Annotated in this window: 21 protein-coding genes; 12 read left to right on the top strand and 9 right to left on the bottom strand. The window is 61.1% G+C overall.

Annotated elements, in window-relative coordinates; genetic code table 11:
- The first annotated feature begins 172 nt into the window (after nucleotides 1-172).
- From QYH43_RS04995 to QYH43_RS04950, 10 genes are all read left to right on the top strand, one after another.
- Nucleotides 173-1,948, top strand: a complete 1,776-nt coding sequence (locus QYH43_RS04995) for a PQQ-dependent methanol/ethanol family dehydrogenase (protein WP_095057814.1) — start codon at nucleotides 173-175, stop codon at nucleotides 1,946-1,948.
- Nucleotides 1,949-2,160: 212 nt separating this feature from the next.
- The gene (locus tag QYH43_RS04990) at nucleotides 2,161-3,681 is read left to right on the top strand and encodes an aldehyde dehydrogenase family protein (protein WP_095151253.1); all 1,521 of its coding nucleotides are present in this window, start codon (nucleotides 2,161-2,163) and stop codon (nucleotides 3,679-3,681) included.
- Between the two features lie 224 nt (nucleotides 3,682-3,905).
- Nucleotides 3,906-3,977 carry a pyrroloquinoline quinone precursor peptide PqqA gene (pqqA, locus tag QYH43_RS04985; protein ID WP_003253598.1) on the top strand — a complete coding sequence of 24 codons (72 nt, stop codon included), beginning with the start codon at nucleotides 3,906-3,908 and terminating at the stop codon, nucleotides 3,975-3,977.
- Between the two features lie 55 nt (nucleotides 3,978-4,032).
- Nucleotides 4,033-4,947: a pyrroloquinoline quinone biosynthesis protein PqqB gene (pqqB, locus tag QYH43_RS04980; protein WP_301156545.1), complete on the top strand. Its 915-nt coding sequence runs from the start codon at nucleotides 4,033-4,035 to the stop codon at nucleotides 4,945-4,947.
- Nucleotides 4,948-4,995: 48 nt separating this feature from the next.
- Nucleotides 4,996-5,748 (top strand): pyrroloquinoline-quinone synthase PqqC, encoded by a 753-nt coding sequence (pqqC, locus tag QYH43_RS04975; protein ID WP_095151251.1) that lies wholly within the window; start codon nucleotides 4,996-4,998, stop codon nucleotides 5,746-5,748.
- A complete protein-coding gene (pqqD, locus tag QYH43_RS04970; RefSeq protein WP_095057818.1) occupies nucleotides 5,745-6,017 on the top strand; it encodes a pyrroloquinoline quinone biosynthesis peptide chaperone PqqD in 273 nt (90 codons plus the stop codon). Before pqqC ends, pqqD begins: the two co-directional genes overlap by 4 nt.
- Nucleotides 5,995-7,137 (top strand): pyrroloquinoline quinone biosynthesis protein PqqE, encoded by a 1,143-nt coding sequence (gene pqqE, locus QYH43_RS04965; RefSeq protein ID WP_095151250.1) that lies wholly within the window; start codon nucleotides 5,995-5,997, stop codon nucleotides 7,135-7,137. The genes pqqD and pqqE overlap by 23 nt, the downstream gene beginning before the upstream one ends.
- Nucleotides 7,138-7,345: 208 nt before the next feature.
- Nucleotides 7,346-8,509 carry an alcohol dehydrogenase-like regulatory protein ErcA gene (ercA, locus tag QYH43_RS04960; RefSeq protein WP_095057820.1) on the top strand — a complete coding sequence of 388 codons (1,164 nt, stop codon included), beginning with the start codon at nucleotides 7,346-7,348 and terminating at the stop codon, nucleotides 8,507-8,509.
- Nucleotides 8,493-10,220 (top strand): NahK/ErcS family hybrid sensor histidine kinase/response regulator, encoded by a 1,728-nt coding sequence (locus tag QYH43_RS04955; protein ID WP_095057821.1) that lies wholly within the window; start codon nucleotides 8,493-8,495, stop codon nucleotides 10,218-10,220. The genes ercA and QYH43_RS04955 overlap by 17 nt, the downstream gene beginning before the upstream one ends.
- Nucleotides 10,221-10,274: 54 nt before the next feature.
- Entirely contained in the window at nucleotides 10,275-10,895 is a 621-nt protein-coding gene (locus QYH43_RS04950) for a TetR/AcrR family transcriptional regulator (RefSeq protein ID WP_095057822.1), read from the top strand.
- 107 nt (nucleotides 10,896-11,002) lie between these two features.
- Here QYH43_RS04950 and preA read toward each other — a convergent pair whose 3' ends face one another.
- The 3 genes from preA to hydA form a co-directional block, all read right to left on the bottom strand.
- Nucleotides 11,003-12,277 carry an NAD-dependent dihydropyrimidine dehydrogenase subunit PreA gene (preA, locus tag QYH43_RS04945; RefSeq protein WP_301156544.1) on the bottom strand — a complete coding sequence of 425 codons (1,275 nt, stop codon included), beginning with the start codon at nucleotides 12,275-12,277 and terminating at the stop codon, nucleotides 11,003-11,005.
- Complete coding sequence (locus tag QYH43_RS04940) at nucleotides 12,278-13,645, bottom strand: NAD(P)-dependent oxidoreductase (protein WP_301156594.1); 1,368 nt, start codon at nucleotides 13,643-13,645, stop codon at nucleotides 12,278-12,280.
- 154 nt (nucleotides 13,646-13,799) lie between these two features.
- Nucleotides 13,800-15,239, bottom strand: a complete 1,440-nt coding sequence (gene hydA / locus QYH43_RS04935) for a dihydropyrimidinase (RefSeq protein ID WP_301156543.1) — start codon at nucleotides 15,237-15,239, stop codon at nucleotides 13,800-13,802.
- Between the two features lie 602 nt (nucleotides 15,240-15,841).
- Between hydA and QYH43_RS04930 the strand changes: the two genes are divergently transcribed.
- Both QYH43_RS04930 and QYH43_RS04925 read left to right on the top strand, forming a co-directional pair.
- Nucleotides 15,842-17,326 (top strand): NCS1 family nucleobase:cation symporter-1, encoded by a 1,485-nt coding sequence (locus QYH43_RS04930; protein WP_095057825.1) that lies wholly within the window; start codon nucleotides 15,842-15,844, stop codon nucleotides 17,324-17,326.
- Between the two features lie 142 nt (nucleotides 17,327-17,468).
- Nucleotides 17,469-18,752: a Zn-dependent hydrolase gene (locus QYH43_RS04925; RefSeq protein ID WP_301156542.1), complete on the top strand. Its 1,284-nt coding sequence runs from the start codon at nucleotides 17,469-17,471 to the stop codon at nucleotides 18,750-18,752.
- 80 nt (nucleotides 18,753-18,832) lie between these two features.
- Here QYH43_RS04925 and QYH43_RS04920 read toward each other — a convergent pair whose 3' ends face one another.
- The 6 genes from QYH43_RS04920 to QYH43_RS04895 form a co-directional block, all read right to left on the bottom strand.
- Nucleotides 18,833-19,972 carry an XdhC family protein gene (locus QYH43_RS04920; RefSeq protein WP_301156541.1) on the bottom strand — a complete coding sequence of 380 codons (1,140 nt, stop codon included), beginning with the start codon at nucleotides 19,970-19,972 and terminating at the stop codon, nucleotides 18,833-18,835.
- Nucleotides 19,973-20,112: 140 nt separating this feature from the next.
- Entirely contained in the window at nucleotides 20,113-21,501 is a 1,389-nt protein-coding gene (locus QYH43_RS04915; protein WP_301156540.1) for an amidohydrolase family protein, read from the bottom strand.
- Nucleotides 21,502-21,513: 12 nt separating this feature from the next.
- Nucleotides 21,514-22,881 (bottom strand): nucleobase:cation symporter-2 family protein, encoded by a 1,368-nt coding sequence (locus QYH43_RS04910; RefSeq protein WP_301156539.1) that lies wholly within the window; start codon nucleotides 22,879-22,881, stop codon nucleotides 21,514-21,516.
- 241 nt (nucleotides 22,882-23,122) lie between these two features.
- Nucleotides 23,123-24,169 (bottom strand): GTP-binding protein, encoded by a 1,047-nt coding sequence (locus tag QYH43_RS04905; protein ID WP_095057830.1) that lies wholly within the window; start codon nucleotides 24,167-24,169, stop codon nucleotides 23,123-23,125.
- Nucleotides 24,170-24,236: 67 nt separating this feature from the next.
- Nucleotides 24,237-24,890 carry a UbiX family flavin prenyltransferase gene (locus QYH43_RS04900; protein WP_301156538.1) on the bottom strand — a complete coding sequence of 218 codons (654 nt, stop codon included), beginning with the start codon at nucleotides 24,888-24,890 and terminating at the stop codon, nucleotides 24,237-24,239.
- Nucleotides 24,887-26,272 carry a UbiD family decarboxylase gene (locus QYH43_RS04895; RefSeq protein ID WP_095151243.1) on the bottom strand — a complete coding sequence of 462 codons (1,386 nt, stop codon included), beginning with the start codon at nucleotides 26,270-26,272 and terminating at the stop codon, nucleotides 24,887-24,889. Before QYH43_RS04895 ends, QYH43_RS04900 begins: the two co-directional genes overlap by 4 nt.
- Between the last annotated feature and the right edge of the window lie 74 nt (nucleotides 26,273-26,346).

Below are 26,346 nucleotides of genomic sequence, written 5' to 3'. Positions count from 1 at the left end.
GGGGGGGGCGGTGCCGTTCACAAAATCTCGCGTCTATCTCATCCGAACCTGTACCAAGGAACTAGCAATCTCCTCATTGCGGGCAATTGTTGCCAGGGCGGCGGCGCTCAAGAATCTGCTCCACACCGGGAAACTTTTCCGGAAATAACAAAAAACCGCAGAGGAAGCCGTCATGACCCAACCCGCACGTCGCCAGCCCTTCGTCTTGAGCCTGCTGCTCAGTGCCATGCTGTTGTCCGGCCAGGCATTGGCCGGGGTTTCCGACCAGGACATTCTCCAGGACCCGAAAAACCCCGAACAGGTCGTGACCAATGGCCTGGGTGTCCAGGGGCAGCGCTACAGCCCGCTGGACATTCTCAACGTCGACAACGTCAAGGAACTGCGCCCGGCGTGGGCGTTTTCTTTCGGCGGCGAAAAGCAGCGCGGCCAGCAGGCGCAGCCGATGGTCAAGGACGGCGTGATGTACATGACCGGCTCCTACTCGCGGGTGTTTGCCGTGGACGCACGCACCGGCAAGAAACTCTGGCAATACGATGCGCGCCTGCCCGATGACATCCGTCCGTGCTGTGACGTGATCAACCGTGGCGTCGCGCTGTATGGCGACCTGGTGATTTTCGGCACCCTCGACGCCAAGCTCGTTGCGTTGAACAAGGACACCGGCAAGGTGGTGTGGAGCAAGAAAGTCGCCGACCACAAGGAAGGCTACTCCATCAGCGCCGCACCGCTGGTGATCAACGGCAAGCTGATTACCGGCGTGGCCGGTGGCGAGTTCGGTGTGGTGGGCAAGATCGAAGCCTACGATCCGAAAAACGGTGATTTGCTGTGGACCCGTCCAACGGTCGAAGGCCACATGGGCTTCGTCTACAAGGACGGCAAAGCGGTGGAGAACGGTATCTCCGGCGGCGAGGCGGGCAAGACCTGGCCGGGCGATCTCTGGAAAACCGGCGGCGCAGCCCCTTGGCTTGGCGGTTACTACGACCCGGAAACCAACCTGCTGCTGTTCGGTACCGGTAACCCGGCGCCGTGGAACTCGCACCTGCGCCCAGGCGATAACCTCTACTCGTCGTCGCGCCTGGCGCTCAACCCGGACGACGGCACTATCAAATGGCACTTCCAGAGCACGCCTCACGACGGTTGGGACTACGACGGCGTGAACGAACTGGTGTCGTTCAACTACAGCGAAGGCGGCAAGGAAATCAAGGCAGCGGCCACTGCCGACCGTAACGGTTTCTTCTACGTGCTCGACCGCACCAACGGCAAATTCATCCGTGGCTTCCCGTTCGTGGACAAGATCACCTGGGCCACCGGCCTGGATAAGAACGGCCGGCCGATCTACAACGAAGCCGGCCGTCCCGGTGCTCCGGGTTCCGAAGTCAAGGGCAGTTCGGTCTTCGTCGCACCGGCATTCCTCGGTGCGAAAAACTGGATGCCGATGGCTTACAACAAAGACACCGGGCTGTTCTATGTGCCATCCAACGAGTGGGGCATGGACATCTGGAACGAAGGCATCGCCTACAAGAAAGGCGCGGCATTCCTCGGTGCCGGTTTCACCATCAAGCCGTTGAACGAAGACTACATCGGCGTGCTGCGCGCCATCGATCCGAAAACCGGCAAGGAAGTCTGGCGCCACAAGAACTACGCGCCGCTGTGGGGCGGGGTGCTGACCACCAAGGGCAACCTGGTCTTCACCGGCACGCCGGAAGGGTTCCTGCAGGCGTTCAACGCCAAGACCGGCGAGAAGGTCTGGGAATTCCAGACCGGTTCCGGCGTACTCGGCTCGCCCGTGACCTGGGAAATGGACGGTGAACAGTACGTCTCGGTGCTCTCCGGTTGGGGCGGCGCGGTACCGCTGTGGGGTGGCGAAGTGGCCAAACGCGTGAAGGACTTCAACCAGGGCGGCATGCTCTGGACCTTCAAACTGCCGAAGGACCTCGTGGCCAAGCACTGATGGTACGCAACATACCTTGTAGGAGCTGGCTTGCCAGCGAAGAGGCCCTTCAGTCATGCATCGCCCATGAAACGCCTTCGCCAGCAAGCCGGCTCCTACTAAATAACGAGAGCCCCTCCTGCCAACGATGCATTCGTTCGGCGCGCGGGGCTCTCTAGTATCGGTTCATCGCCTGTCAGTACGACAGGCATCGACCCAGACAGAGGCCCACCATGATCTACGCACAACCCGGAACACCAGGCGCCATCGTTACCTTCAAACCGCGCTACGGCAACTTCATCGGTGGCGAGTTTGTCGCCCCGGTCAATGGCGAGTACTTCACCAACACCTCGCCGGTCAACGGTGAAGTCATCGCCGAATTCCCGCGCTCCAGCGCCGCGGACATTGAAAAGGCCCTCGACGCCGCCCATGCCGCTGCAGATGCCTGGGGCCAGACTTCGGCCCAGGACCGCTCGCTGGTGCTGCTGAAAATCGCTGACCGCATCGAGCAGAACCTCGAAGTGCTCGCTGTCACCGAAACCTGGGACAACGGCAAGGCCGTGCGCGAAACCCTGAACGCCGACGTGCCGCTGGCGGCTGACCATTTCCGTTACTTCGCCGGCTGCATCCGCGCTCAGGAAGGCGGCGCTGCCGAGATCAATGAACTGACCACGGCCTATCACTTCCACGAACCGCTGGGTGTGGTCGGGCAGATCATTCCGTGGAACTTCCCGCTGCTGATGGCCGCCTGGAAACTCGCCCCGGCCTTGGCCGCCGGTAACTGCATCGTGCTCAAGCCTGCCGAGCAAACGCCGCTGTCGATCATGGTCTTCGCCGAACTGATTGCAGACTTGCTGCCAGCGGGCGTGCTGAACATCGTCCAGGGTTTCGGTCGCGAAGCCGGCGAAGCCCTGGCCACCAGCAAGCGCATCGCCAAGATCGCCTTCACCGGCTCGACCCCGGTCGGCGCGCACATCATGCATTGCGCCGCCGAGAACATCATCCCGAGCACCGTCGAGCTGGGCGGCAAGTCGCCGAACATCTTCTTCGAAGACATCATGAACGCCGAACCTGCGTTCATCGAAAAAGCCGCCGAAGGCCTGGTGCTGGCGTTCTTCAATCAGGGCGAAGTCTGCACCTGCCCGTCCCGGGCGCTGGTTCAGGAATCGATCTACGAGCCGTTCATGGCCGAGGTGATGAAGAAGATCGTCAAGATCAAGCGCGGCAACCCGCTGGACACCGAGACCATGGTCGGCGCCCAGGCGTCCGAGCAGCAGTACGACAAGATTCTCTCGTACCTGACCATCGCCCAGGAGGAGGGCGCCGAACTGCTCACCGGCGGCGCCGCCGAACGTCTTGAGGGCGACCTCTCCAGCGGTTACTACATCCAGCCGACCCTGCTCAAGGGACACAACAAGATGCGTGTGTTCCAGGAAGAAATCTTCGGCCCGGTGGTCGGTATCACCACCTTCAAGGACGAAGCCGAAGCCCTGGCGATTGCCAACGACAGCGAGTTCGGCCTTGGCGCCGGCCTGTGGACCCGCGACATCAACCGCGCCTATCGCATGGGCCGGGCGATCAAGGCCGGGCGCGTGTGGACCAACTGCTACCACCTGTACCCGGCGCATGCCGCGTTCGGCGGCTACAAGAAGTCCGGCGTCGGTCGCGAAAACCACAAGATGATGCTCGATCACTATCAGCAGACCAAAAACCTGCTGGTGAGCTACGACATCAATCCGCTGGGCTTCTTCTAACCCGACTCGAAATCGGGTAACGGCGTTCGCTGGCAAGCCAGCTCCTACAGGAATGCGCAATACCTGTAGGAGCTGGCTTGCCAGCGAATGGCTGTATCTGACACCGCGCATACCCCCTACCAAATCACCCCGCCAACTCCTTCGAAAGTAGCATTCGGGCACTCAACGCCCCGTGCATTAATGGCTCTACCGGAATCACCCGGGCACAAGAAGAGGAATGACCCATGTGGACTAAACCCGCGTTTACCGATCTGCGCATTGGCTTCGAAGTGACGATGTATTTCGCCAACCGTTGATTGATCACCCGGCCAGCCGCTGCGTTGGCCGGGCCTGCCTTCTGGAGCATCCGCCATGCACATCCGTATTCTCGGTTCCGCCGCTGGCGGTGGTTTTCCGCAGTGGAACTGCAACTGCCGCCAGTGCGCCGGTGTGCGCAATGGCAGCCTGCGGGCACAACGTCGTACGCAGTCGTCGATTGCCCTGAGTGACGACGGTGTGGAGTGGGTGCTGTGTAATGCTTCCCCGGATATTCGTGCGCAACTCGAAAGTTTTGCGCCACTGCAACCGGCACGGCGCCTGCGTGACAGCGCCATCGCTGGCATTGTGCTGCTCGACAGCCAGATCGACCATTGCACCGGTTTGCTCAGCCTGCGCGAAGGTTGCCCGCATGACGTGTGGTGCACCGAACGCGTGCACCAGGACCTGAGCAGCGGTTTCCCGCTGTTCAACATGCTCGGACACTGGAACGCTGGGTTGCAATGGCAGCCGATCGGTCTTGAGCGTCAGCCGTTCAGCATCCCGGCCTGCGAACATCTGCAGTTTCGTGCGATTCCCCTGGTGAGCAACGCGCCGCCGTATTCGCCCAATCGTGGCAACCCGCAACCGGGCGACACCATTGGCTTGTTCATTGAAGACCGGCGCAACGGCGCCTCGCTGTTCTACGCGCCGGGCCTTGGGCAAATCGACGATGAAGTGCTGGGCTGGATGCAGCGTGCCGATTGCCTGCTGCTGGACGGCACGCTATGGCGCGACGACGAAATGCGTATCTGCGAAGTCGGCCAGAGCCTGGGCAGCGACATGGGGCACCTCGCACAAAGCGGCCCTGGCGGGATGCTCGAAGTGCTCGAGGGTTTCAACCGCCAGCGCAAGGTGCTGATCCACATCAACAACACCAATCCGATCCTCGATGAAGACTCGGCCGAGCGGGCCTTGCTGGAGCGACGGGGGATTGAAGTGGCTTATGACGGCATGAGCATTGTGTTGTAGCCAGCGATGAGGCCAGACCAGACACAGCAGATTCCCCGGAGACCCGCAATGACCGACACCCCCATGACCCCAAGCAAATTCGAGCAGGCCCTGCGCGCCAAGGGCGCCTACTACCACATCCACCACCCATTCCACCAAGCCATGTACGCCGGCCGCGCCAGCCGCGAGCAGATCCAGGGCTGGGTCGCCAACCGCTTTTACTATCAGGTCAACATCCCCCTGAAAGACGCCGCGATTCTCGCCAACTGCCCGGACCGCGACGTGCGCCGGGAATGGCTGCAACGGATTCTCGACCACGATGGCGTCCCCGGCAGCGAGGGCGGCATCGAAGCCTGGCTGCGCCTGGGTGAAGCGGTGGGGCTGGATCGCGAGCAGATTCTGTCTCAGGAACTGGTGCTGCCCGGCGTTCGGTTCGCCGTGGACGCCTACGTCAATTTCGCCCGTCGCGCCTGTTGGCAGGAAGCGACAAGCAGCTCGCTGACCGAGTTGTTCGCGCCGCAGATCCATCAATCGCGACTCGACGCCTGGCCGACTCACTACCCGTGGATCGACGTCGCCGGCTACGACTATTTCCGCACCCGCCTGAGCCAGGCACGGCGCGATGTCGAGCATGGTTTGCGCATTACGCTGGCGCACTACGTGACCGCCGAGGGGCAACAACGCATGCTGGAAATCCTGCAATTCAAACTCGACGTACTGTGGAGCATGCTCGATGCCATGAGCATGGCCTACGAACTCGAACGCCCGCCGTATCACACGGTCACCAGCGACAACGTCTGGCATCGGGGGATCGCCCTGTGAGCCTGATCAATCGCCAGCAGTCACCGGCCTTGCGTCGCGGTTTTCGCCTGCAATGGGAGCCACGTCAGGACTGTCATGTGCTGCTGTACCCCGAAGGCATGATCAAACTCAACGCCAGTGCCGGGCAGATTCTTGGCCTGATCAACGGCCAGCGCAGCGTTGCAAGCATCATTGAACAATTGACCACGGTGTTTCCCGGCGTGCCGGGGATCGACGAAGACGTCCTGGCATTCCTGGAGGTGGCGCATGCGCAGTTCTGGATCGAGTGAGACGCAGCCCGGCCCGCCGTTGTGGCTGCTTGCCGAACTGACGTATCGCTGCCCGTTGCAATGCCCGTATTGCTCCAACCCACTGGATTTCGCCCGGCACGGCGAGGAGCTGAGTACGCAAGAATGGATTCGCGTTTTCCGAGAAGCCCGAGAGATGGGGGCCGCGCAATTGGGCTTTTCCGGTGGCGAACCGCTGGTGCGTCAGGACCTGGCCGAACTGATCAAAGCCGCACGGGACATGGGTTACTACACCAATCTGATCACCTCCGGTATCGGCCTGACCGAGCAGAAAGTGCGCGACTTCAAGGTGGCCGGGCTGGACCATATCCAGATCAGTTTCCAGGCTGCCGACGAGGAGGTGAACAACATGCTCGCCGGTTCGCGCAAAGCCTTTGCCCAGAAGCTCGCCATGGCCCGTGCGGTGAAAGCCCAGGGCTATCCGATGGTGCTGAACTTTGTCACCCATCGGCACAACATCGACCGGATCGCGCAGATCATCGACTTGTGCCTGGAACTGGAAGCGGATTTCGTCGAGTTGGCCACGTGCCAATTCTATGGCTGGGCGGAACTGAATCGCGTCGGCCTGTTGCCCACCCGCGAGCAATTGCAGCGTGCCGAGCGCATTACCAATGAATACCGCGAACGCCTTGAAGCCCAGGGCCATCCGTGCAAGTTGATCTTCGTCACCCCGGACTACTACGAAGAACGTCCCAAAACCTGCATGAACGGCTGGGCCAACCTGTTTCTCGACATCACCCCCGACGGCACGGCCTTGCCTTGCCACAGTGCGCGGCAGTTGCCGGTAGCGTTTCCCAACGTGCGCGATCACGGTATCGAGTACATCTGGAACGAGTCCTTCGGTTTCAATCGATTTCGCGGCGATGACTGGATGAAGGAACCGTGCCGCTCCTGCGATGAAAAGCACAAGGACCTGGGCGGGTGCCGCTGCCAGGCCTTCATGCTGACCGGCGATGCCAGCAATGCCGACCCGGTGTGCAGCAAGTCGCCGCACCACGGGGTGATCCTCAAGGCCCGTGAAGAAGCCGAGGAACCGGGGCAGGGGATCGAACACCTGACGCTGCGCAATGCGAAAGCTTCGCAGCTGATCTATCGCGGCTAGCCCAACGACAAAAATCCCCTGTAGGAGCGAGCCTGCTCGCGATGGTGGAGTGTCAGTCAACATAGAGCTGAATGTTAAACCGCTATCGCGAGCAAGCTTGGTCCTACAGTGATCTGTGGCTGGGCCAATGACCTTGGTCTGATTGCATTCACAGCTGGATGGTTTAGTGTGGTTTCTACCTTCCAAAACAATAAAAACAGGCTTTCCAATGAGCCAGAGTCTCAACCAGCTGCGTAAATTCGTGTCCCCAGAAATCATCTTCGGCGCCGGTAGCCGGCACAGTGTCGGCAATTACGCCAAGACCTTTGGCGCACGCAAGGTCCTGGTGGTCAGTGACCCCGGTGTGGTTGCCGCCGGTTGGGTCGCCGATGTCGAGGCCAGCCTGCAAGCGCTGGGCATCGAGTACTGCCTGTATACCGACGTTTCACCGAACCCACGGGTGGAGGAAGTGATGCGCGGTGCCGAGTTGTACCGGGAAAACCACTGCGACGTGATCGTCGCCGTCGGTGGCGGCAGCCCGATGGATTGTGGCAAAGGCATCGGTATCGTTGTTGCCCATGGCCGCAGCATCCTTGAGTTTGAAGGCGTGGACACCATCCGCGTGCCCAGCCCGCCGCTGATCCTGATTCCGACCACCGCCGGCACCTCGGCCGATGTCTCGCAATTCGTGATCATTTCCAACCAACAGGAGCGCATGAAGTTCTCCATTGTCAGCAAGGCCGTGGTGCCGGACGTTTCGCTGATCGACCCGGAAACCACCTTGAGCATGGACCCGTTCCTGTCGGCCTGTACCGGCATCGACGCCTTGGTGCATGCCATCGAAGCCTTTGTTTCCACCGGTAGCGGACCGCTGACCGATCCCCATGCGCTTGAAGCCATGCGTCTGATCAACGGCAACCTGGTGCAAATGATCGCCAACCCGACGGACATTGCGTTGCGCGAAAAAATCATGCTCGGCAGCATGCAGGCCGGGTTGGCGTTCTCCAACGCGATCCTTGGCGCAGTGCATGCCATGTCCCATAGTCTGGGCGGCTTTCTCGATCTGCCTCATGGTTTGTGCAACGCGGTATTGGTGGAACATGTGGTGGCGTTCAACTACAACTCGGCGCCGGATCGCTTCAAGGTGATCGCCGAGACGCTGGGCATCGATTGCCGAGGCCTGAACCACCGGCAGATTTGCGGGCGCCTGGTTGAACACCTGATCGCGTTGAAACACGCTATCGGTTTCCACGAAACCCTTGGTTTGCATGGGGTCAGGACCTCGGACATTCCGTTCCTGTCGCAACATGCGATGCACGATCCGTGCATCCTGACCAACCCGCGTGAGTCCAGTCAGCGTGACGTCGAGGTCGTGTATGGCGAAGCCCTCTGACGAACAGCAAAGGGCGCTGACCGGCCTGCTGGGACTCGGCAATCATTCGGCCCGCAAGAGCCATTACCCGGAGCTGGCTGCGCGCCTGGATGAACTGGAGGCCGAGCGCAATCGCTACAAATGGCTGTTTGAAAACGCGGTGAACGGCATCTTCCAGGCCAGCCTGCGCGATGGCATGCGCGCCGCCAATCCGGCGCTGGCCCATATGCTCGGCTACAGGGATCCGCAGGAGGTACTTTTTTCCCTGACGGACCTGGCCGCCAACCTGTTTATCGACGGCACGCCGGAGCTGGAACACATCGGCGAAATCCTCACCCGCGAACGTAGCCTGAACAGCTATGAAACCCGTTTGCGCCGCAAGGATGGCAGCCACATCGATGTGCTGATGAACCTGCTGCTCAAGCCGGGGCATGAAGAGCTGGTCGAGGGATTTGTCGCCGACATCACCGAGCGCAAACAGGCTCAGCGACACTTGCAGCAGCTCAACGATGAACTAGAGCAGCGCGTCGCAGCACGTACCGATGAATTACTCGAGGCCAATCGTAATCTTCAGCAGCAGATCGTCCAGCGTAAATTGATCGCCAGGGCCTTGCGCCATGCCCGCGACGCAGCGCAGGCGGCTAATCACAGCAAGGATAAATACCTCGCCGCCGCCAGTCACGACTTGCTGCAACCGTTGAACGCCGCACGTTTACTGATCTCTACTTTGCGCGAGCGCCAATTGCCGGCATCCGAACAAGTGCTGGTGGAACGCACTCACCAGGCGCTGGAAGGGGCTGAGGATCTGCTGACGGATCTGCTCGATATTTCCCGGCTCGATCAGGCCGCGGTCAAGCCGGACGTTGCGCCGTATCGCCTCGACGAGTTGTTCGGGCCGCTGGTGTCGGAGTTCCAGTCCGTCGCCCAGGCGGAAGGCTTGAACCTGCGCGTGCACGCGGTCGATTACGCGATCAATACCGACTTGCGCCTGATGACGCGGATCCTGCGAAATTTCCTCAGCAATGCCTGTCGCTATACCGAAGAAGGCAGCATTCTGCTGGGGGCCAGGCGTCGCGGCGAGATGTTGCGCATCGAGGTGTGGGACACCGGGCGCGGGATCGCGGCAGATCGGCTCGACTCGATCTTCCTGGAGTTCAATCAACTGGACGTCGGACGCGCCGCCGACCGCAAAGGTGTCGGCCTGGGGCTGGCGATAGTCGAGCGCATCGCCAAGATTCTCGGTTATGCCATCGGTGTGAAATCGTCGCCGGGACGCGGTTCGATGTTCAGCATCGACGTACCGATTTCCGCCGAGGTTCCATTGCCCGTCAGCCAGGCGGTGCCGCAGCCAGGGGCGGGCGACCCGTTGCCAGGGCGCCGCCTGCTGGTGCTGGACAATGAAGTGAGCATCCTCGACAGCATGAGCGCGCTGCTCGGCCAGTGGGGTTGCGAGGTGGTGACGGCCACCGATGAAGCGTCGGCGCTGGCAGCGTTGGGCGGGCAGGCCCCGGAATTGATTCTGGCGGACTATCACCTCGACCACGGCGTGGTTGGCTGTGAGGTGGTCCGGCATTTGCGCGAGCACTTCGAGCTGAACATTCCCGCGGTGATCATCACCGCCGACCGCACCGACCAATGTCGGCGCTCCCTGGAACGACTCGCTGCACCGCTGCTGAACAAACCGGTGAAGCCGGGCAAGTTGCGCGCGGTGTTGAGTCAGTTACTGGGTTAACGCGTTTGGATCGCGGATGCTAGTCTTGTTTAACGCTGTTGTCAGGGAGCCCTCATGGGCAATCACAAGATCGAGATTCGTCGCAGTAACGTCGAGAAAATCCTGTTGGGGGCGGAAAAAGTCTTCGCTGAAAAAGGCTTCGGCAGCACTGCCATGGCTGACATCGCCGCCGAAGTGCAACTGCCGCGTTCCAACCTGCATTACTACTTCAGCACCAAGACCGAGCTGTACAGCGCCGTATTGTTCGACTTGCTGGAAGTGTGGAAGCAGGACGCGATGTGCTTCGAGATGTTCGACGATCCGCGTGTGGTGCTCAGCAGCTATATCCGCGCCAAGATGAACCACTCGCGCAGCCGGCCCTACGGTTCGAAAGTCTGGGCCAACGAAATCATCCACGGTGCGCCGACCTTGGGCACGGCGCTGGACGCCAGCCTGTACGACTGGGCCAAGATGAAAGAAGCGAAAATCCGCCAGTGGGTCGACGACAAGCGCATCTTGCCGGTAGAGCCTTCAAGCCTGCTCTACATGATCTGGGCCTCGACCCAGCACTATGCCGACTTCGATCACCAAGTGAATATCCTCAATGACCACCAGCCGCTGTCGGACAGGCAGTTCGAGAAGGCCGTACAGACGGTGACCAGTGTGATTTTGCGGGGGATTGGGTTGGAACCTTGAAACAGAAGATCGCAGCCTCGTTTCACTCGACAGCTCCTACAAGGGAACGCGCAATCCTGTAGGAGCTGTCGAGTGAAACGAGGCTGCGATCTTTTGATCTTCAGCAATCACACGACAACGTGATACGGGTTCCTCGGATCATGATTCCAGTCCAGAAACGGCTTGCCATTCTCCATCGGCACCATCTCGATACAGTCCTGCACCGGGCAGGTGATCTGGCACAGATTGCAGCCCACGCATTCCTCTTCGATTACTTCATAGCGGTGGGTTCCATCAGGCATTTTCAGGCTGGTCACGGCCTGGTGCGAAGTGTCCTCACAGGCGATATGGCAACGACCACAACCAATGCACGCCTCCTGGTCGATTTTCGCGATCACCTGATAGTTGATGTCCAGGTACTTCCAGTCCGTGGTATTGCCCACCGCACGCCCGGAGAACTCTGAAACGCTGGCGTAGCCCTGACTGTCCATCCACCGCGACAACCCGTCTTTCATCTCCTCGACAATCCGGAAGCCATGCAGCATCGCCGCCGTGCACACCTGCACCGAGCCGCTGCCGAGCGCGATGAATTCCGCGGCATCGCGCCAGTTGCCGATGCCGCCAATCCCGCTGATTGGCAGGCCTTGTGTCTGCGGGTCGCGGGCGATTTCGGCGACCATGTTCAAGGCAATCGGTTTGACCGCTGAGCCGCAATAACCGCCGTGGGTGCTTTGGCTGCCGACCATGGGGTTGGCGACCATGCGTTCCAGGTTGACGCTGGTGATCGAGTTGATCGTGTTGATCAACGACACCGCATCGGCGCCACCGCGATGGGCCGCCCGGGCGGCGACGCGGATGTCGGTGATGTTCGGTGTGAGCTTGACGATCACCGGTAGCGAGCAATACGTCTTGCACCAGCGGGTGACCTGTTCGACATACTCCGGCACCTGGCCGACTGCCGCGCCCATGCCCCGTTCCGGCATGCCGTGCGGGCAACCGAAGTTCAGTTCGATGCCGTCAGCGCCGGTGGCCTCCACCAGCGGCAGGATTTGCTTCCAGGATTCTTCGACGCACGGCACCATCAAGGACACGATCAGCGCACGGTCCGGCCAGTCCTTTTTGACCTGGGTGATTTCCCGCAGGTTGATCTCCAGCGAGCGGTCGGTGATCAGCTCGATATTGTTGAAACCAAGAACCTCTCGGTTAGGGCCGAAATGCGCCGAGTAGCGCGACGACACGTTCACCGCCGCCGGGTCTTCACCCAGGGTTTTCCAGATCACGCCGCCCCAGCCGGCTTCGAAGGCGCGGACCACGTTGTAGGCCTTGTCGGTCGGTGGCGCGGAGGCCAGCCAGAACGGATTCGGCGATTTGATGCCAGCGAAGACAATCGACAGATCGGCCATTTACGCAGCCTCCACGTTGAGCATCAGTTGAGCATTGATCGCCTCGGCGGCGCGTTTGCCATGTTGCACCGCTTGCACGGTCAGGTCTTGATCGAGGCTGGTGCAGTCCCCTCCGGCATACACGCCGGGAATGCTGGTGCGCAGATTTTCGTCCACTTCAATGCGTTCGCCCTGGCGCTTGAGTTCACGGGCCAACGGATCGGTGAGGGCGCTGCTGTCGAATGCCTGGCCGATGGCTTTGAAGATCGCATCGGCGGCCAGTTCGAAAGTTTCGCCGGTGGTTTGCAGACGACCGTCGACCATTTGCGTACGAGCGAAGCGCATGCCGCGCACCTGTCCGTTGGCGTCGAGCAGGACTTCTTCGGGTTGGGCCCAGGTCAACAGGCGCACCTGATTGGCCTTGGCGATGTCCTGTTCGTGGTGAGTGGCGCTCATGTCCTCGACGCCACGGCGGTACACCAGATTCACGTCGTGCGCACCGAGGCGGGCCATTTGCACGGCCATGTCGATGGCGGTGTTGCCTGCGCCGAGGACGATGCAATGATCGGCCAGCGGCAGTTGCGTCAGGTCATCGGCCTGGCGCAGTTCGCGGATGTAATCGGTGGCGGCGAGCAAGCCGGGGGCGTCTTCGTGGTCCAGTCCCAGTTGCTTGCTGGCGTTGAGCCCGAGGCCGAGGAACACCGCGTCGAATTGCTGATGCAGATCGCTGAGGGTCAGGTTCTCTCCAAGTTTCTGCCCATGACGGATTTCGATGCCGCCGATCTCCAGCAGGAAGTCGAGTTCCTTCTGCGCGTAATCGTCCACCAGTTTGTATTTGGCGATCCCGTATTCGTTGAGGCCGCCGGCCTTTTCCCGTGCTTCGAAAATCACCACCTCATGCCCGTGCATGGCACTGCGGTGGGCGCAGGACAAACCGGCAGGACCGGCGCCGACCACGGCGACGCGCTTACCCGTGGCCGCCGTACGCGCAAACGGGTGTTCGCTGAAGTGTGCGTTGTCCACGGCATAGCGCTGTAACAGACCGATCAACACCGGCGCGCACTCGTGGGCGTTGTTACGCACGCAGGCCTGCTGGCAAAGGATTTCCGTCGGACAGACCCGGGCGCAACTGCCACCGAGGATGTTGGCCGAGAGGATTGTCTGCGCCGCGCCCTGTACGTTGTCCTGATGAATGTTGCGGATGAACGAGGGAATATCGATCTCGCTCGGACAGGCGTTTACGCACGGCGCGTCGTAGCAGTACAGGCAACGCGAGGCTTCAAGGTGCGCCTGGCGATCATTGAGCGGTGGCGCCAGGTCAGTGAAATGGCCGGCGAGGGCGGCCGCATTCTCGTAAGGATGCGGGAGGTGGGTCAGGGACTTGATCACGGTATTGGCCTCACGGTTATTTGAGGTGCTGCCTCTGATGGGCATTGGTTTTTCGTTGCCTGCGAGGACGCCTTCGCTGGCAAGCCAGCTCCTACAGTTTGAAATGCAATCCCTTGTAGGAGCTGGCTTGCCAGCGATAGGCCGAAGGCCGATCTCAGCGCTTCACGGCAACCGGCTGATTGAGCTCGGCCCGCTTGCTCAGCAAATCAAACACCGCCGGATATGCCGGCCGTTCGATATACCGCCCGGCCCCGCGCTCGGCCCGCAGATCGCCATCGGCCCAGACAACCTTGCCCTGGCTGATGGTGTGGCTCGGAACACCGCGCACGGTCTTGCCTTCGAAGATGTTGAAGTCGACTTGCTGGTGGTGAGTCTTGGCGGAAATGGTTCGCGTGCCCTGCGGGTCCCACAGCACCAGATCGGCGTCGGCACCGACACGGATCGCCCCTTTGCGCGGGTAAAGGTTGAAGATCTTCGCGGTATTGGTCGACGTCAGCGCCACGAATTGCTGCATCGAAAAGCGCCCGGTGTTGACGCCTTCGTCCCAAAGCACGGCCATGCGGTCCTCGATGCCGGCCGTGCCGTTGGGGATTTTGCTGAAATCGTCTTTGCCGGCCGCTTTCTGCTCGGCGCAGAAACAGCAGTGATCGGTGGCGGTGGTGTGCAGGTTGCCCGCTTGCAGGCCATGCCAGAGAGCTTCCTGATGACCACGGGGACGGAACGGCGGGCTCATCACGTAACCGGCAGCGGTCTGCCAGTCCGGGTGCTGGTAGACGCTGTCGTCCAGCAGCAAATGTCCGGCCAAGACTTCGCCGTAGACCGGTTGGCCCTTGGCACGGGCATAGGTGATTTCGTCGAGGGCTTCCTTGGTCGAGACGTGCACCAGATAGAGCGGCGTGCCGAGGGTTTCGGCAATACGGATCGCCCGACTCGCCGCTTCACCTTCCACCTGCGACGGACGCGATAACGGATGGGCTTCAGGCCCGGTCATGCCCTGAGTCATCAGTTTGCGTTGCAGGTGATAAACCAGTTCGCCGTTTTCCGCGTGAACGGTCGGCACGGCACCCAGTTCCAGGCAGCGCTCGAAACTCGCCACCAGCGTGTCATCGGCCGCCATGATCGCGTTTTTGTAGGCCATGAAATGCTTGAAGCTGTTGACGCCATGTTGGCTGACCAGCTCGGCCATCTCTTCGCGCACCTGTTCGCTCCACCAGGTGATCGCCACATGAAAGCCATAGTCGGACGCCGATTTTTCAGCCCAGCCGCGCCACTGATGGAAGGCTTCCATCAAGGATTGCTGCGGATTGGGAATCACAAAATCGATGATCGACGTGGTGCCACCGGCCAGTCCCGCCGCCGTGCCACTGAAAAAGTCTTCGCTGGCCACGGTGCCCATGAAGGGCAGTTGCATGTGCGTGTGTGGATCGATGCCGCCGGGCATCAGGTATTGGCCGGTGCCGTCGAGTCGTTCGGCGTCCGCGGGAGTATCGAGGTTTTCGCCGATGGCCTTGATCACGCCGTCTGCGCAATACACATCGGCGCGATAACTTTCATCATGGGTAATAACGGTAGCGCCACGAATCAACAGAGACATTCCGGATTCCTCGCAGGCAATGACCGACTGATGCCGGTTCTAAATGTTCTATATGAAGCAAGTGCCAACAAGTAATTCCTGTCAGCACTGTCAGGATTAAACGCTAGCTGCAGTTTATGGAATCGGCAAGAATATTTTTTATAAGCTTATTCAGTTATTAACTAATTGATAAATAAGCGTTAAAAGTTAAATTCACCAAAATGGTGAGGCCGCTCACCATTTTGACGCACTTGACAGGAACGAAATATGGTCAAGATTTCTTAAGTGAAATCAGCTGTTTGTGCAGGGTCTATGATTGATGCGTGCGTTTGAAAAAAAGTATGACGCACCAGATTGAGCCTTGAATGTTTTGACAACGGCTTGGCATTTGGTCTGAGTGACGCTGGTTGAATATATAAAGCTGATAAACATCAGCACGTTAGAACGTTGTATTGGCACTGCCCGATGCGTAAGCGGGGCACCCGGCACGTTTATTGATGCCGCCGCTGACACCTTGGCCGGTCCATGAAAGTTGTCAGTTTCTCCGGCCATCGTCGGGTTTGCGCCATAAGCGCCAGCCCCCCTGATGAGCAACAATAATCAAAAAAAACAGTGGAGCGGCCATGCAACAGATCAGTTCGAAAGTGACCGAGCGCGACGGCTTGTTTGAGCTCGAAGCCGGCAGCGACGTCCTCGACAGTCCCCGTTACAACCACGATATCGCACCGACCAAGGTGCGCGAACGAACCTGGAACAAATGGCACATCACCGCGTTGTGGGTCGGCATGGCGATCTGCGTGCCGACCTACACCCTCGGCGGCGTGCTGACGGCGTACTTCGGGCTGAGCGTCGGCGAAGCGCTGCTGGCGATTCTGTTTGCCAACATCATCGTGTTGATACCGCTGACACTTAACGCGTTCCCTGGCACCAAGTACGGAATCCCGTTTCCGGTGTTGCTGCGTTCGTCCTTCGGCGTCCTCGGCTCCAACATCCCGTGCCTGATCCGCGCTCTGGTGGCGTGCGGCTGGTTCGGCATTCAAACCATGTTCGGCGGGCTGGCGATTCACCTGTTTCTGGGCTCGGTGTTCGACGGCTGGAAATCTTTGGGCGGCACCGGTGAAGTCATTGGTTTCATGGTGTTCTGGGCGCTGAACCTGTGGGTGGTGATTCGCGGCGCCGAGTCGATCAAATGGCTGGAAACCCTGTCGGCGCCGCTGCTGGTCGCAGTGGGCGCAGGGCTTCTGGTGTGGGCCATGCCGAATGTGTCGATGACCGAACTGCTGGCGATCCCGGCCAAGCGTCCCGAAGGGGCGGGTGTGGCCAGCTACTTTGCGGCCGGGTTGACGGCGATGGTCGGCTTTTGGGCCACGTTGTCCTTGAACATTCCGGACTTCAGCCGTTACGCGAAAAGCCAGAAGGATCAGATCGTCGGGCAGATCATCGGCTTGCCGCTGACCATGTTCCTGTTTGCCTCCCTCGGTGTGGTGATGACCGCCGCGTCGGTCAAACTGGTCGGGGTGACGGTGTCTGATCCGGTGACCCTGATCGGTCATATCCAGAGCCCGTTCTGGGTCGCGATAGCCATGGCACTGATCATCATTGCCACGCTGTCGACCAACACCGCCGCCAACATCGTTTCGCCAACCAATGACTTCCAGAACATTGCGCCCAAGGCGATCAACCGCACGAAAGCGGTGATTCTTACCGGACTGGTGGGGCTGGGCTTGATGGCCCACGAACTGCTGAAAAAGCTCGGTTTGATCGTTTCCGACGTCAGCCTTGAAACGGTCTACTCCAACTGGTTGCTCGGCTATTCCAGCCTGCTCGGGCCGATTGCCGGGATCATGGTGGTGGATTACTTCCTGATCAAAAAGCAGCAACTTGACCTCGCGGGCCTGTACCGCGATGACGTGTACCCGGCGTGGAACTGGAGCGGTTTCATCGCGTTTGGTGTGCCGGTGGTGCTGACGTTGCTGTCGTTGGGCAGCGACGCGTTTAGCTGGTTTTACAGCTATGGCTGGTTTACCGGTTCGGCGTTGGGCGGGGTGATTTATTACGGGTTGAATGTGATGCGGCCCAGCCCGTCTGTTGCTAAATCTGCGGTGTGAGGGAGGGCCTCATCGCTGGCAAGCCAGCTCCTACAGGGGATCGCATTTCAATTGTAGGAGCTGGCTTGCCAGCGATGGCGGCCTCCAGCACGCCGACAAACTGCCTGAAGAAATCCATAAGAACAGCCTGAGGAGATCATTCATGAACGCGGCCATAGACGTTCTGCAATCCACCCATCAGCACATCAACCGCGACCGGCTGTGGCAGTCGCTCATGGAGCTGGCCAAACTCGGCGCCACGGTCAAGGGCGGCGTCTGTCGCCTGGCCCTGACCGACCTGGATCGCCAGGCGCGGGACATTTTTGTCCAGTGGTGTGAAGAAGCGGGTTGCACCGTCAGCATCGACGCCGTGGGCAATATCTTCGCCCGCCGCCCCGGCCGCAATCCCGATCTGCCACCGGTGATGACCGGCAGCCACATCGACACCCAACCCACCGGCGGCAAATTCGACGGCTGTTTCGGTGTGCTGGCGGGCGTCGAAGTGCTGCGCACCCTCAATGACCTGAGCATCGAGACTGAAGCGCCGCTGGAAGTGGTGGTCTGGACCAATGAAGAGGGTTCGCGTTTTGCCCCGTGCATGATGGGCTCCGGCGTCTTTGCCGAAAAATTCACCCTGGAAGAAACCCTGGCCAAGGTCGACGCCGAGGGCGTGACGGTCGGCGAAGCACTCAACGCCATCGGTTACGCGGGACCGCGCAAGGTCAGCGGGCACAAGGTCGGCGCTTACTTTGAAGCGCATATCGAACAAGGCCCGATCCTCGAAGACGAGCGCAAAACCATCGGCGTCGTGATGGGCGCGCTCGGGCAAAAATGGTTTGACCTGAAACTGCGCGGCGTCGAAGCCCACGCCGGCCCGACCCCGATGCACTTGCGCAAGGATGCTCTGGTCGGCGCAGCGGTGATCGTTGGTGCGCTCAACCGCGCCGCCCTCAGCCATCAACCCCATGCCTGCGGCACCGTCGGTTGCCTGCAAGCGTATCCCGGTTCACGCAATGTCATCCCCGGTGAAGTGCGCATGACCCTGGATTTTCGCCATCTGGAGCCGGCACGGCTGGACTCGATGATCGCCGAAGTGCGTGACGTCATCGAAACCACCTGCGAAGAACACGGGCTTACTTTCGAACTGACGCCGACCGCCGACTTCCCGCCGTTGTACTTCGACAAAGGCTGCGTCGAAGCGGTGCGCGGTGCGGCCCAAGGCCTGGGTTTGTCGCACATGGACATCGTCAGCGGCGCCGGGCACGACGCGATCTTCCTCGCCGAACTCGGCCCGGCCGGGATGATTTTCGTACCGTGCGAGGGCGGCATCAGCCACAACGAAATCGAAAACGCCGCACCGGACGACCTGGCCGCCGGGTGCGCGGTGTTGTTGCGGGCGATGCTGGCGGCTTCGGCGGCGTTGGCCAGCGCTCAAACACCCCTGTAGGCGCTGGCTTGCCAGCGAAAGCGGTGCATCAGGCGATACAAGTGTCGATTGTGCGACCGTCTTCGCTGGCAAGCCAGCTCCTACAAATCTGCCATGGCCGCAAGTTTTTCACTGACCAGTAAATCCGCCTGATGAATCGGTTTGACCCGATGCCTGAGCATCCCGCCCTGGCGTTGGTTCAACACCGCCGTCATCTCCGCGAGTATCGACAGCGCCACACTTTCCGGGGCATCGCCGCCGAGGTCGAGGCCCATCGGGTAATGCAAGGCTGACGAACTGCGGCCGATGTCTGATAGCAAGCGTTCGGTACGCTCCTTGGGCCCGAGTTGGCCGAGGTAGGCGGGCGCGGCTTGCAGCAGTTGCCCGAGCCAGTGCCGGTCCTGGCGATAGCTGTGGGTCATCACGGCCACCGCCGCGCCGTCGATCACGGGGTTCAATTCGAACGGGTTGTCGAGGTTGGCAAAGATCACCGCGTCCGCCTGAGGGAAGCGCTCCGGTCGGGCAAAGTGGCTGCGACTGTCGATGACGCTGACATGCCAGTTCAGCAATTTCGCCATGCGCACCAGCGGTTGTGCGTCGTGACCGGCGCCGAAAATCACCAGGCGCGCTGGTGGAGCGACGTATTCGAAGAACACTTCGACTTCGCCGCGGGCGTCGGTGTAGAGGCGCAGCGATGATTTTTTCTGCAGCAGCGTCTTGTGCAGGTCGTTGCGGATGGCGCTGCTCAGTTGAGCGTTGCGCAGGGTTTCATCGGTGTCCGACCGCAACCGGTCACCGACCCGTGCCGAGGCATTGCGCGAAGTGGCAATAACGGTAGCCATGGCGGCCGGTTGTTGGTGTTCGCGGACTCGCCGCAGCAGGTCGATGGCCGGCGAGGGATTTTTCGCACGCAGGCGTTCAAGCAGCACGAACACTGTGCCGTTGCAGCCGAGGCCAAAGGTCAGGGCGCTTTGCTCGTCGTCTTCGGTCGCGCCGGTACTGTAGCGGCGCACCACGGGCTCGCCGGAATCAGTCAGCCACCAGGCTTTTTTCGCCAGGTCCTGTTCCAGGCAACCGCCGCTGACGGTGCCGACGGTACGGCCGTGCAGCGGAATGAGCATGCGCGCGCCAGGGCGGCGATAGGCCGAGCCTTCGACCTTGACCACGGTGGCGAGGATGGTTTCTTCGCCGGCTTGGGCGGCGCTGTCGATGGCTTGTAGGAGATCGTTGAGGCCGGACATGGCATTCACCTGAATATGACGCAATCCCCTGTAGGCGCTGGCTTGCCAGCGAAAGCGGTGTGTCAGGCGATATGCGCTGGGTCGACGGCCGTCTTCGCTGGCAAGCCAGCTCCTACAGGGGGATTTGTGTTGGTAGTGGGTCAGTCGTCTACATGTATCAACTGCCGCACGCCTTCCCACGCCTCGGCGCGCATCTGCTGCACGTCCAGCCCCGGGATCACACCGTCATCGACCACCACGCGACCGCCGACCAGGCTGTAGCGCACGGCAATCGGTTCACCCGCCACCACCGGTGCCACAGCAATGTCGTGGAAACCGAAGAACCGCGGATGATCCAGGCCATAGATCACCAGATCCGCCGCTTGCCCGACTTCGAGGGTGCCGACCGCGCCCAGTCCCAACACTTGTGCACCGCCCGCCGTGCCCCAGTGAATGACATCTTCGGCGGTGGTTGCCGAGGCGCCTTGTTCGGCCCGGTGGATCAGCCACGCCGTGTTCACCTCGCCAACCATGCTCCCGGATTCGTTGGACGCCACGCCGTCGACGCCAAGGGAGATCGGCACACCGGCCTCGAACATCTGCGGGATCGGCGCGACACCGCTGCCCAGGCGCGCATTGCTCACCGGGCAGTGGGAAACACCGGTGCCAGTTTGCGCGAGCATGCGGATTTCACCTGGCTGCATGTGCACCGCATGGGCGAACCAGACGTCCGGGCCGAGCCATTCGTGTTCGGCGACGAACTCCACCGGCAGGCAGTTGTATTTCTCGCGGCAGAAATTCACGTAGTTCTGTGTTTCGGACAGGTGCGTGTGCAAGCGCAAGCCGAGGCCACGGGCGGTGTGCGCCAGTTCGCGCAACAGCGTCGGCGGCAGCGAAAATGTCGGCGTGGTTGGCGCCACCACCACCCGACGCATCGCATCCGGGGTGTCCTGGTGATACAGCGACTTCAGGCGTTCGATATCGCCGACCATTTGGTCGAGGGATTCCGGTTGCAGCGCGGTTTTCGAGAACCCCGGATGGGCGCTGGCCGATTCCAGCGCGCCACCCCGGCACAGCACGAAGCGCAGGCCAAATTCATCGGCCATGTCGAACAGCAGGTCGCCGGTCTCGGTGGTGCCGTTGGCGTGGTAGAGGTAATGGTGATCGGCGCAGGTGGTCACCCCCGACAGCAGCAGTTCGGCCATGCCCAGCCGGGCGGCGATCCGCGCCAGTTGCGGGGTGAAACGGTTGAGACGCGGGTAGGGCACGCTGGCCAGCCAGCCTTGCAAGTCTTGATTCAGACCCTCGGGCACGGCTTTGAGCAGGTTCTGGAACAGGTGGTGGTGGGTGTTGATCCAGCCTGGATACACGACCGAATGGCGCGCATCGATCACCCGTTCACCCGGTTGCGCTTCAAGGTTCGCGTCCATTTCGGCGATGCGACCGTTGACGATACGAATGTCCACGGCACCGGCCCGGGCACGCGGGCCGCGCAGGCCGGTCATCACCGCCACCGGGTTTTTGATCAGGATGTTTTGAAGTTGAGTCATGGGCGGCTCCAGTCAGAGGCTGTGGGTGGCGGATTTGCTGGCGGCGGCATCAGGCACGCTGACACCATTGAGAGTGGCGTTGAGCAACACCGACACCAGGCAGGCGATCACCACGCTGCTGTGCAGGAACGGCTGCGACCACTCGGGTAATTGCTTGAACAAGGCCGGTGCCAACACCGGCACCAGCGCGGCGGCAATGGTGAAACCGACGATCAGCACGTTGTAGCGATTGCGCTCGTAGTCGACCTTGGCCAGGGTCTGAATCCCTGCCGCAGCGACCACGCCAAACATGGCGATCCCGGCACCACCGAGTGCAGCCGTCGGCATCGATGCGATGATTGCGCCGGCCTTGGGCACCAGCGCCACCGAGCACATCAGCAAGCCGCTGACAGCCACCACCCAGCGACTGCGCACGCCGGTGAGGATCACCAGCCCGACGTTTTCCATGAAGGCAATGAACGGGAACGCGGCGAACATACCGGCGATGGTGCTGGCCAGGCCATTGGCGCGCAGGCCGTTGATGACCTGTTTCTCTTCCACCGGTTTTTCGACGATGTCGCCGATGGCCACGAACAGCCCCATGGACTCGACCATCTGCACGATCATCACCACGACCATGGTGGCGATGGGGATCAGGCTGAAGGTCGGCAAGCCGAAGTAGAACGGGTAAGGCACGGTCAGCCACGGCGATTCCTGCACGCTGTGAAAACTGCCCATGCCCATCGCGTAGGCCAGCCCCGCACCGACCAGCATGCCCACCAAAACCGCCATGTTGCGCAGCATCGGGCTGCCGTAACGGTTGACCAACAGGATGGTCAGCAACACCAACGCCGCGACCGCAAGGTACGCCGGTGCGCCGAAATCGGCGGCATGACGCCCGCCTCCGACCCATTCATAGGCAATCGGAAACAGCTGCAAGCCGATCACGGTGACGATGCAACCGGTGACCACCGGAGGAAAAAACCGGCGCAAGCGCCCCACGAATGGCGCGATCAGCATGGTGAAAATCCCCGCGCCGATCACCGCCCCGCAGACCCCGGCGAAACCGACCTCGGGGTTGCTGCCAATAGCGATGACCGGCCCGACGCTGCTGAATGCCACGCCCTGGAGAATCGGCAAACGAACACCGAATTTCCAGAATCCGACGGTTTGCAGCAGGGTGGCGATGCCGGAGCAGAACAGCGTGGTGCTGATCAGTACCACGGTATCGGCCTGGGACATTTTCAAGGCACTGGCGACAATCAACGGCACGGCGATGGCGCCGATGTACGAGACGGCCATGTGTTGCAGGCCGAGGGTGAGCATTTGTCGCACCGATAACACCTGGTCGACGGGATGGAGGACGGAAACGGGTTTGGAAGGGGTAGTGGCTGACGACATGGGGAAACACCTCTAGCTGTTGTTATTCGGTAAAGAGGGGTATTCGTTTTGATGCCGGAACATCGCGGCCCCTGTAGGAGCCGGCTTGCTGGCGATGGCGGCCGGCCAGTCGCCATTTTTGTTGGCTGACAGGCCGCCATCGCTGGCAAGCCAGCTCCTACAGGTTTTGTGTTGTCCTGAGTAATTGGCATCAGTCATTCATGTGCCCGGAACCGCCATCCACCGGCTCCGATGCCTTTGTTCAGCCTGCCAGGCAGGCGGCAAAGCCCTGGTTCAACGCCGCGCGATCCAGGTCGCGGCCGATGAACACAATCTTGCTGGAGCGAGGTTCATTGCCCCATGAAGTGGAAGCACGGAACTCCACCAGGCTATGCACCCCTTGCAGCACATAGCGCTGGTCCTGATCAGCCACCGCCAGCACACCTTTCATGCGGTACAGGTTGTCGGCCTGCTCGGTGCGCAGTTTGGTGATCCAGCGATGGAAGTCGCCGAGGTTGACCGCGCCGTCCACGGCGATACCCACCGACGACACGCTCGGGTCGTGGTCATGGTCGAGATCGTCATGGTCGTGGTGATGCTCATCGGCGTGATGGTCGTGCTCAGCGCCGATTTCCATGAGCTTTTGCGTGGACTCGAAGGCGCCGATGCCAAGGATTTTCGACAAATCGATTTCGGCGTAGCTGGACGTCACCAGATCCGCTGTGGCGTTCAATCCGCGGATCTTGTCGCTCAGGGACGCGACTTCGGCAGCGCTGACCAAGTCGACCTTGTTGATCACGATGCGGTCGGCGCAGACGATCTGATCCACCGCCTGGTTGTCCACGCCGTCGAGTTGCAAGTCTTCCAGGTGTTGCGCGATGTGCTTGGCGTCGACCATGGTGACGATGGCATCGAGTTCCACTTCATCGGCAATCGGGTCGTTGATGAAGAAGCTCTGGGCCACCGGATACGGGTCGGCCAGGCCGCTGGTTTCGATCAGGATGTGGTCGAGCCGCACGGGCCGCGCCACCAGTTCGCGGACGATGCGCACCAGGTCTTCACGGACTTCGGCGGTGCAGCACACGCAGCCGTTGACCATCTCGTAGATTTCTTCGGTTTCGGAACTGAGCACCAGGTCGCCATCAATGCCGACTTCGCCGAATTCGTTCTCGATCACGGCGATCTTGCGCCCGTGGTTTTCCTTGAGGATGTAGTTGAGCAGGGTGGTTTTGCCGGCGCCGAGGAAGCCAGTGAGGATGGTCACCGGGATTTTGGTGTTCGGGGTTGGGGCGTTGAATGGAGTGTTCATGTGATGCTCCTTGATAACAATTGACCAATGCACAATGAATTTGGGTGAGGTGGCTTTTCTGTGGGAGCTAGCCTGCTAGCGATTGCGGTGTGTCATTCAACGGTGATGGCGACTGGTCCTCCGGCTTCGCTAGCAGGCTAGCTCCCACAGAGTTTTGGGGTTCTCTCCAGCGTTGCGCAGTCCCGGCATCGAGACCGAACAGGTCGAGGACACGGCCGAGGCTGTGGTCGACCATTTGCGCAAGGTCTTGTGGGCGGGCGTAAAAGGCCGGCACAGGCGGGGCGATGATCCCGCCCATCTCGGTGACAGCGGTCATGTTGCGCAGGTGGGCGAGGGTCAGCGGCGTTTCGCGGGCCATCAACACCAGCGTGCGGCGTTCTTTCAGCGTGACGTCGGCGGCGCGTCCGATCAGGCCCGAAGAGGTGCCGGTGGCGATTTCCGCCAGGGTGCGCATGGAGCACGGCGCGACCACCATGCCCAGACAGCGGAACGAACCGCTGGCGATCCCGGCGGCCACGTCGTCGGCACGGTGGTAATGGCTGGCCAGCGCGGTGACGTCGGCCAGTTTGTAGTCGGTTTCGTGGGCCATGGTCAGCAGCGCGGCGCGGCTGATGACCAGATGGGTTTCGATGTTCAACTCGGCGAGCAATTGCAGCAGGCGCACGCCGTAGATGAAGCCCGACGCACCGCTGATGCCGACCACCATGCGCTGACAGTTCATGGCAGATAGCTCCTGAGCAGATCGCGAGCGCGCTCAAGCACGTCCTGATTCAGCTGCGCCTTGATCCCGTCGAATCCCGAGCCGCGTGTGGCGTCCAGGCCCATGCGCGAGGTGGTGCCGTTGACCGATGACGACGGGTCCAATGGGCTGCCGGGCAGGCCGTCGATGACGAAGATGTCCTGATGCGGCTGGAAATGCGTGGCCAGGGCCCACAGCACTTGGCTGTCGTCGCTGATGTCGATGTCGCTGTCCACCGCGATCACGGTTTTCAGGTACGGGTCCCAACCGAGCAACGCGAGCATGATCTGCCGCGCCTCGCCGTCGCGGCTCTGGTCCAGCGCCACGTAGCAGTGAAAGTGCGTGCCGGAATTCGGGTAATGCACGGCGGTGACGGCGGGGAAGCGTGCCTTGAGCTTTTCGCTCATTTCCGCTTCCCGGGGCAGCCGCGCCAGGGTCAGGTGTTCGGCGTAACGCCCGCCGACCACGTCCACCAGCCAGGCGTCCTTGCGCCGCATCAGGGTGTCGACCCGCAGCACGTTGTTGGTCGAGCGATCCGAGGAATAACCGCTGAACTCGCCAAACGGACCTTCCTCGGCATAGGCCGCCGGATCGATCGCACCTTCCAGGACAAACTCTGCGTAGGCGGGCACACCGATACCGTAGCGCGGGGTTTTCACCAGCTCCAGCGGTGCGCCGAACAAGCCCCCGGCCACCGCACGCTCATCACTGCCGAACGGCAAACGCGCCGCCGCTGCGAGCATGAACAGCGGATGTGCGCCGACCACCATGGCCACGCGCAGTTCTTCGCCGCGTTCGCGAGCGGTTTGCAGCATGCGCCATAGGTGACCGCGTGAATGCAGGCTGGTGGCGAGTGTTTGCCGGGCATGGCGCATCGAGCGGTGATAGCTCATGTTGGCGATGCCGGTGACCGGGTCTTCGGCAATGATGATCGCGTTGGTGATGTACGGGCCGCGATCACTGTCGAAATGCTTGAGCATTGGCAGCAGCGCCAGGTCCACGGCTTCGCCTTCGAAGATTTCATCCAGCACCGGCCCGGTTTCTACATAGCGCGGGGCGATGGGGTGGTTGGCGCGTTGTTGGAACGTCTCGTGCAATTGCGCCGGGGCAACGCCGAACATCCGGGCGATGCGGGTTCGCGAGGCGAACAGGTTGGTGGCCACCGGCACGCCGAAGCTGCCGACCTTTTCGCAGATCAGCAGCGGATCGCGGCCCTGGGTGGCGAGGGCATCGACCAGGGCGGTAACGTCCTGATCGGCTGAAAGACTGTGTTGGACTGTGAGCACATCGTCCGGGTATTGCCGGCGATAGGCGTCGATGAAGTCGTGAAAATCCTGGGTATCGCCGAGCGTTGAGAGGGTCATGGTTTCACCTCGTGAGAAGCAGTGCTGTGCACCTGTAGGAGCCAGCAAGCCGGCTCCTACAGAGAGGTCGAGGG

Source organism: Pseudomonas sp. C32, assembly GCF_030417915.1.
GTDB lineage: Bacteria > Pseudomonadota > Gammaproteobacteria > Pseudomonadales > Pseudomonadaceae > Aquipseudomonas.
This window is presented reverse-complemented; position numbering and strand designations above follow the sequence as displayed.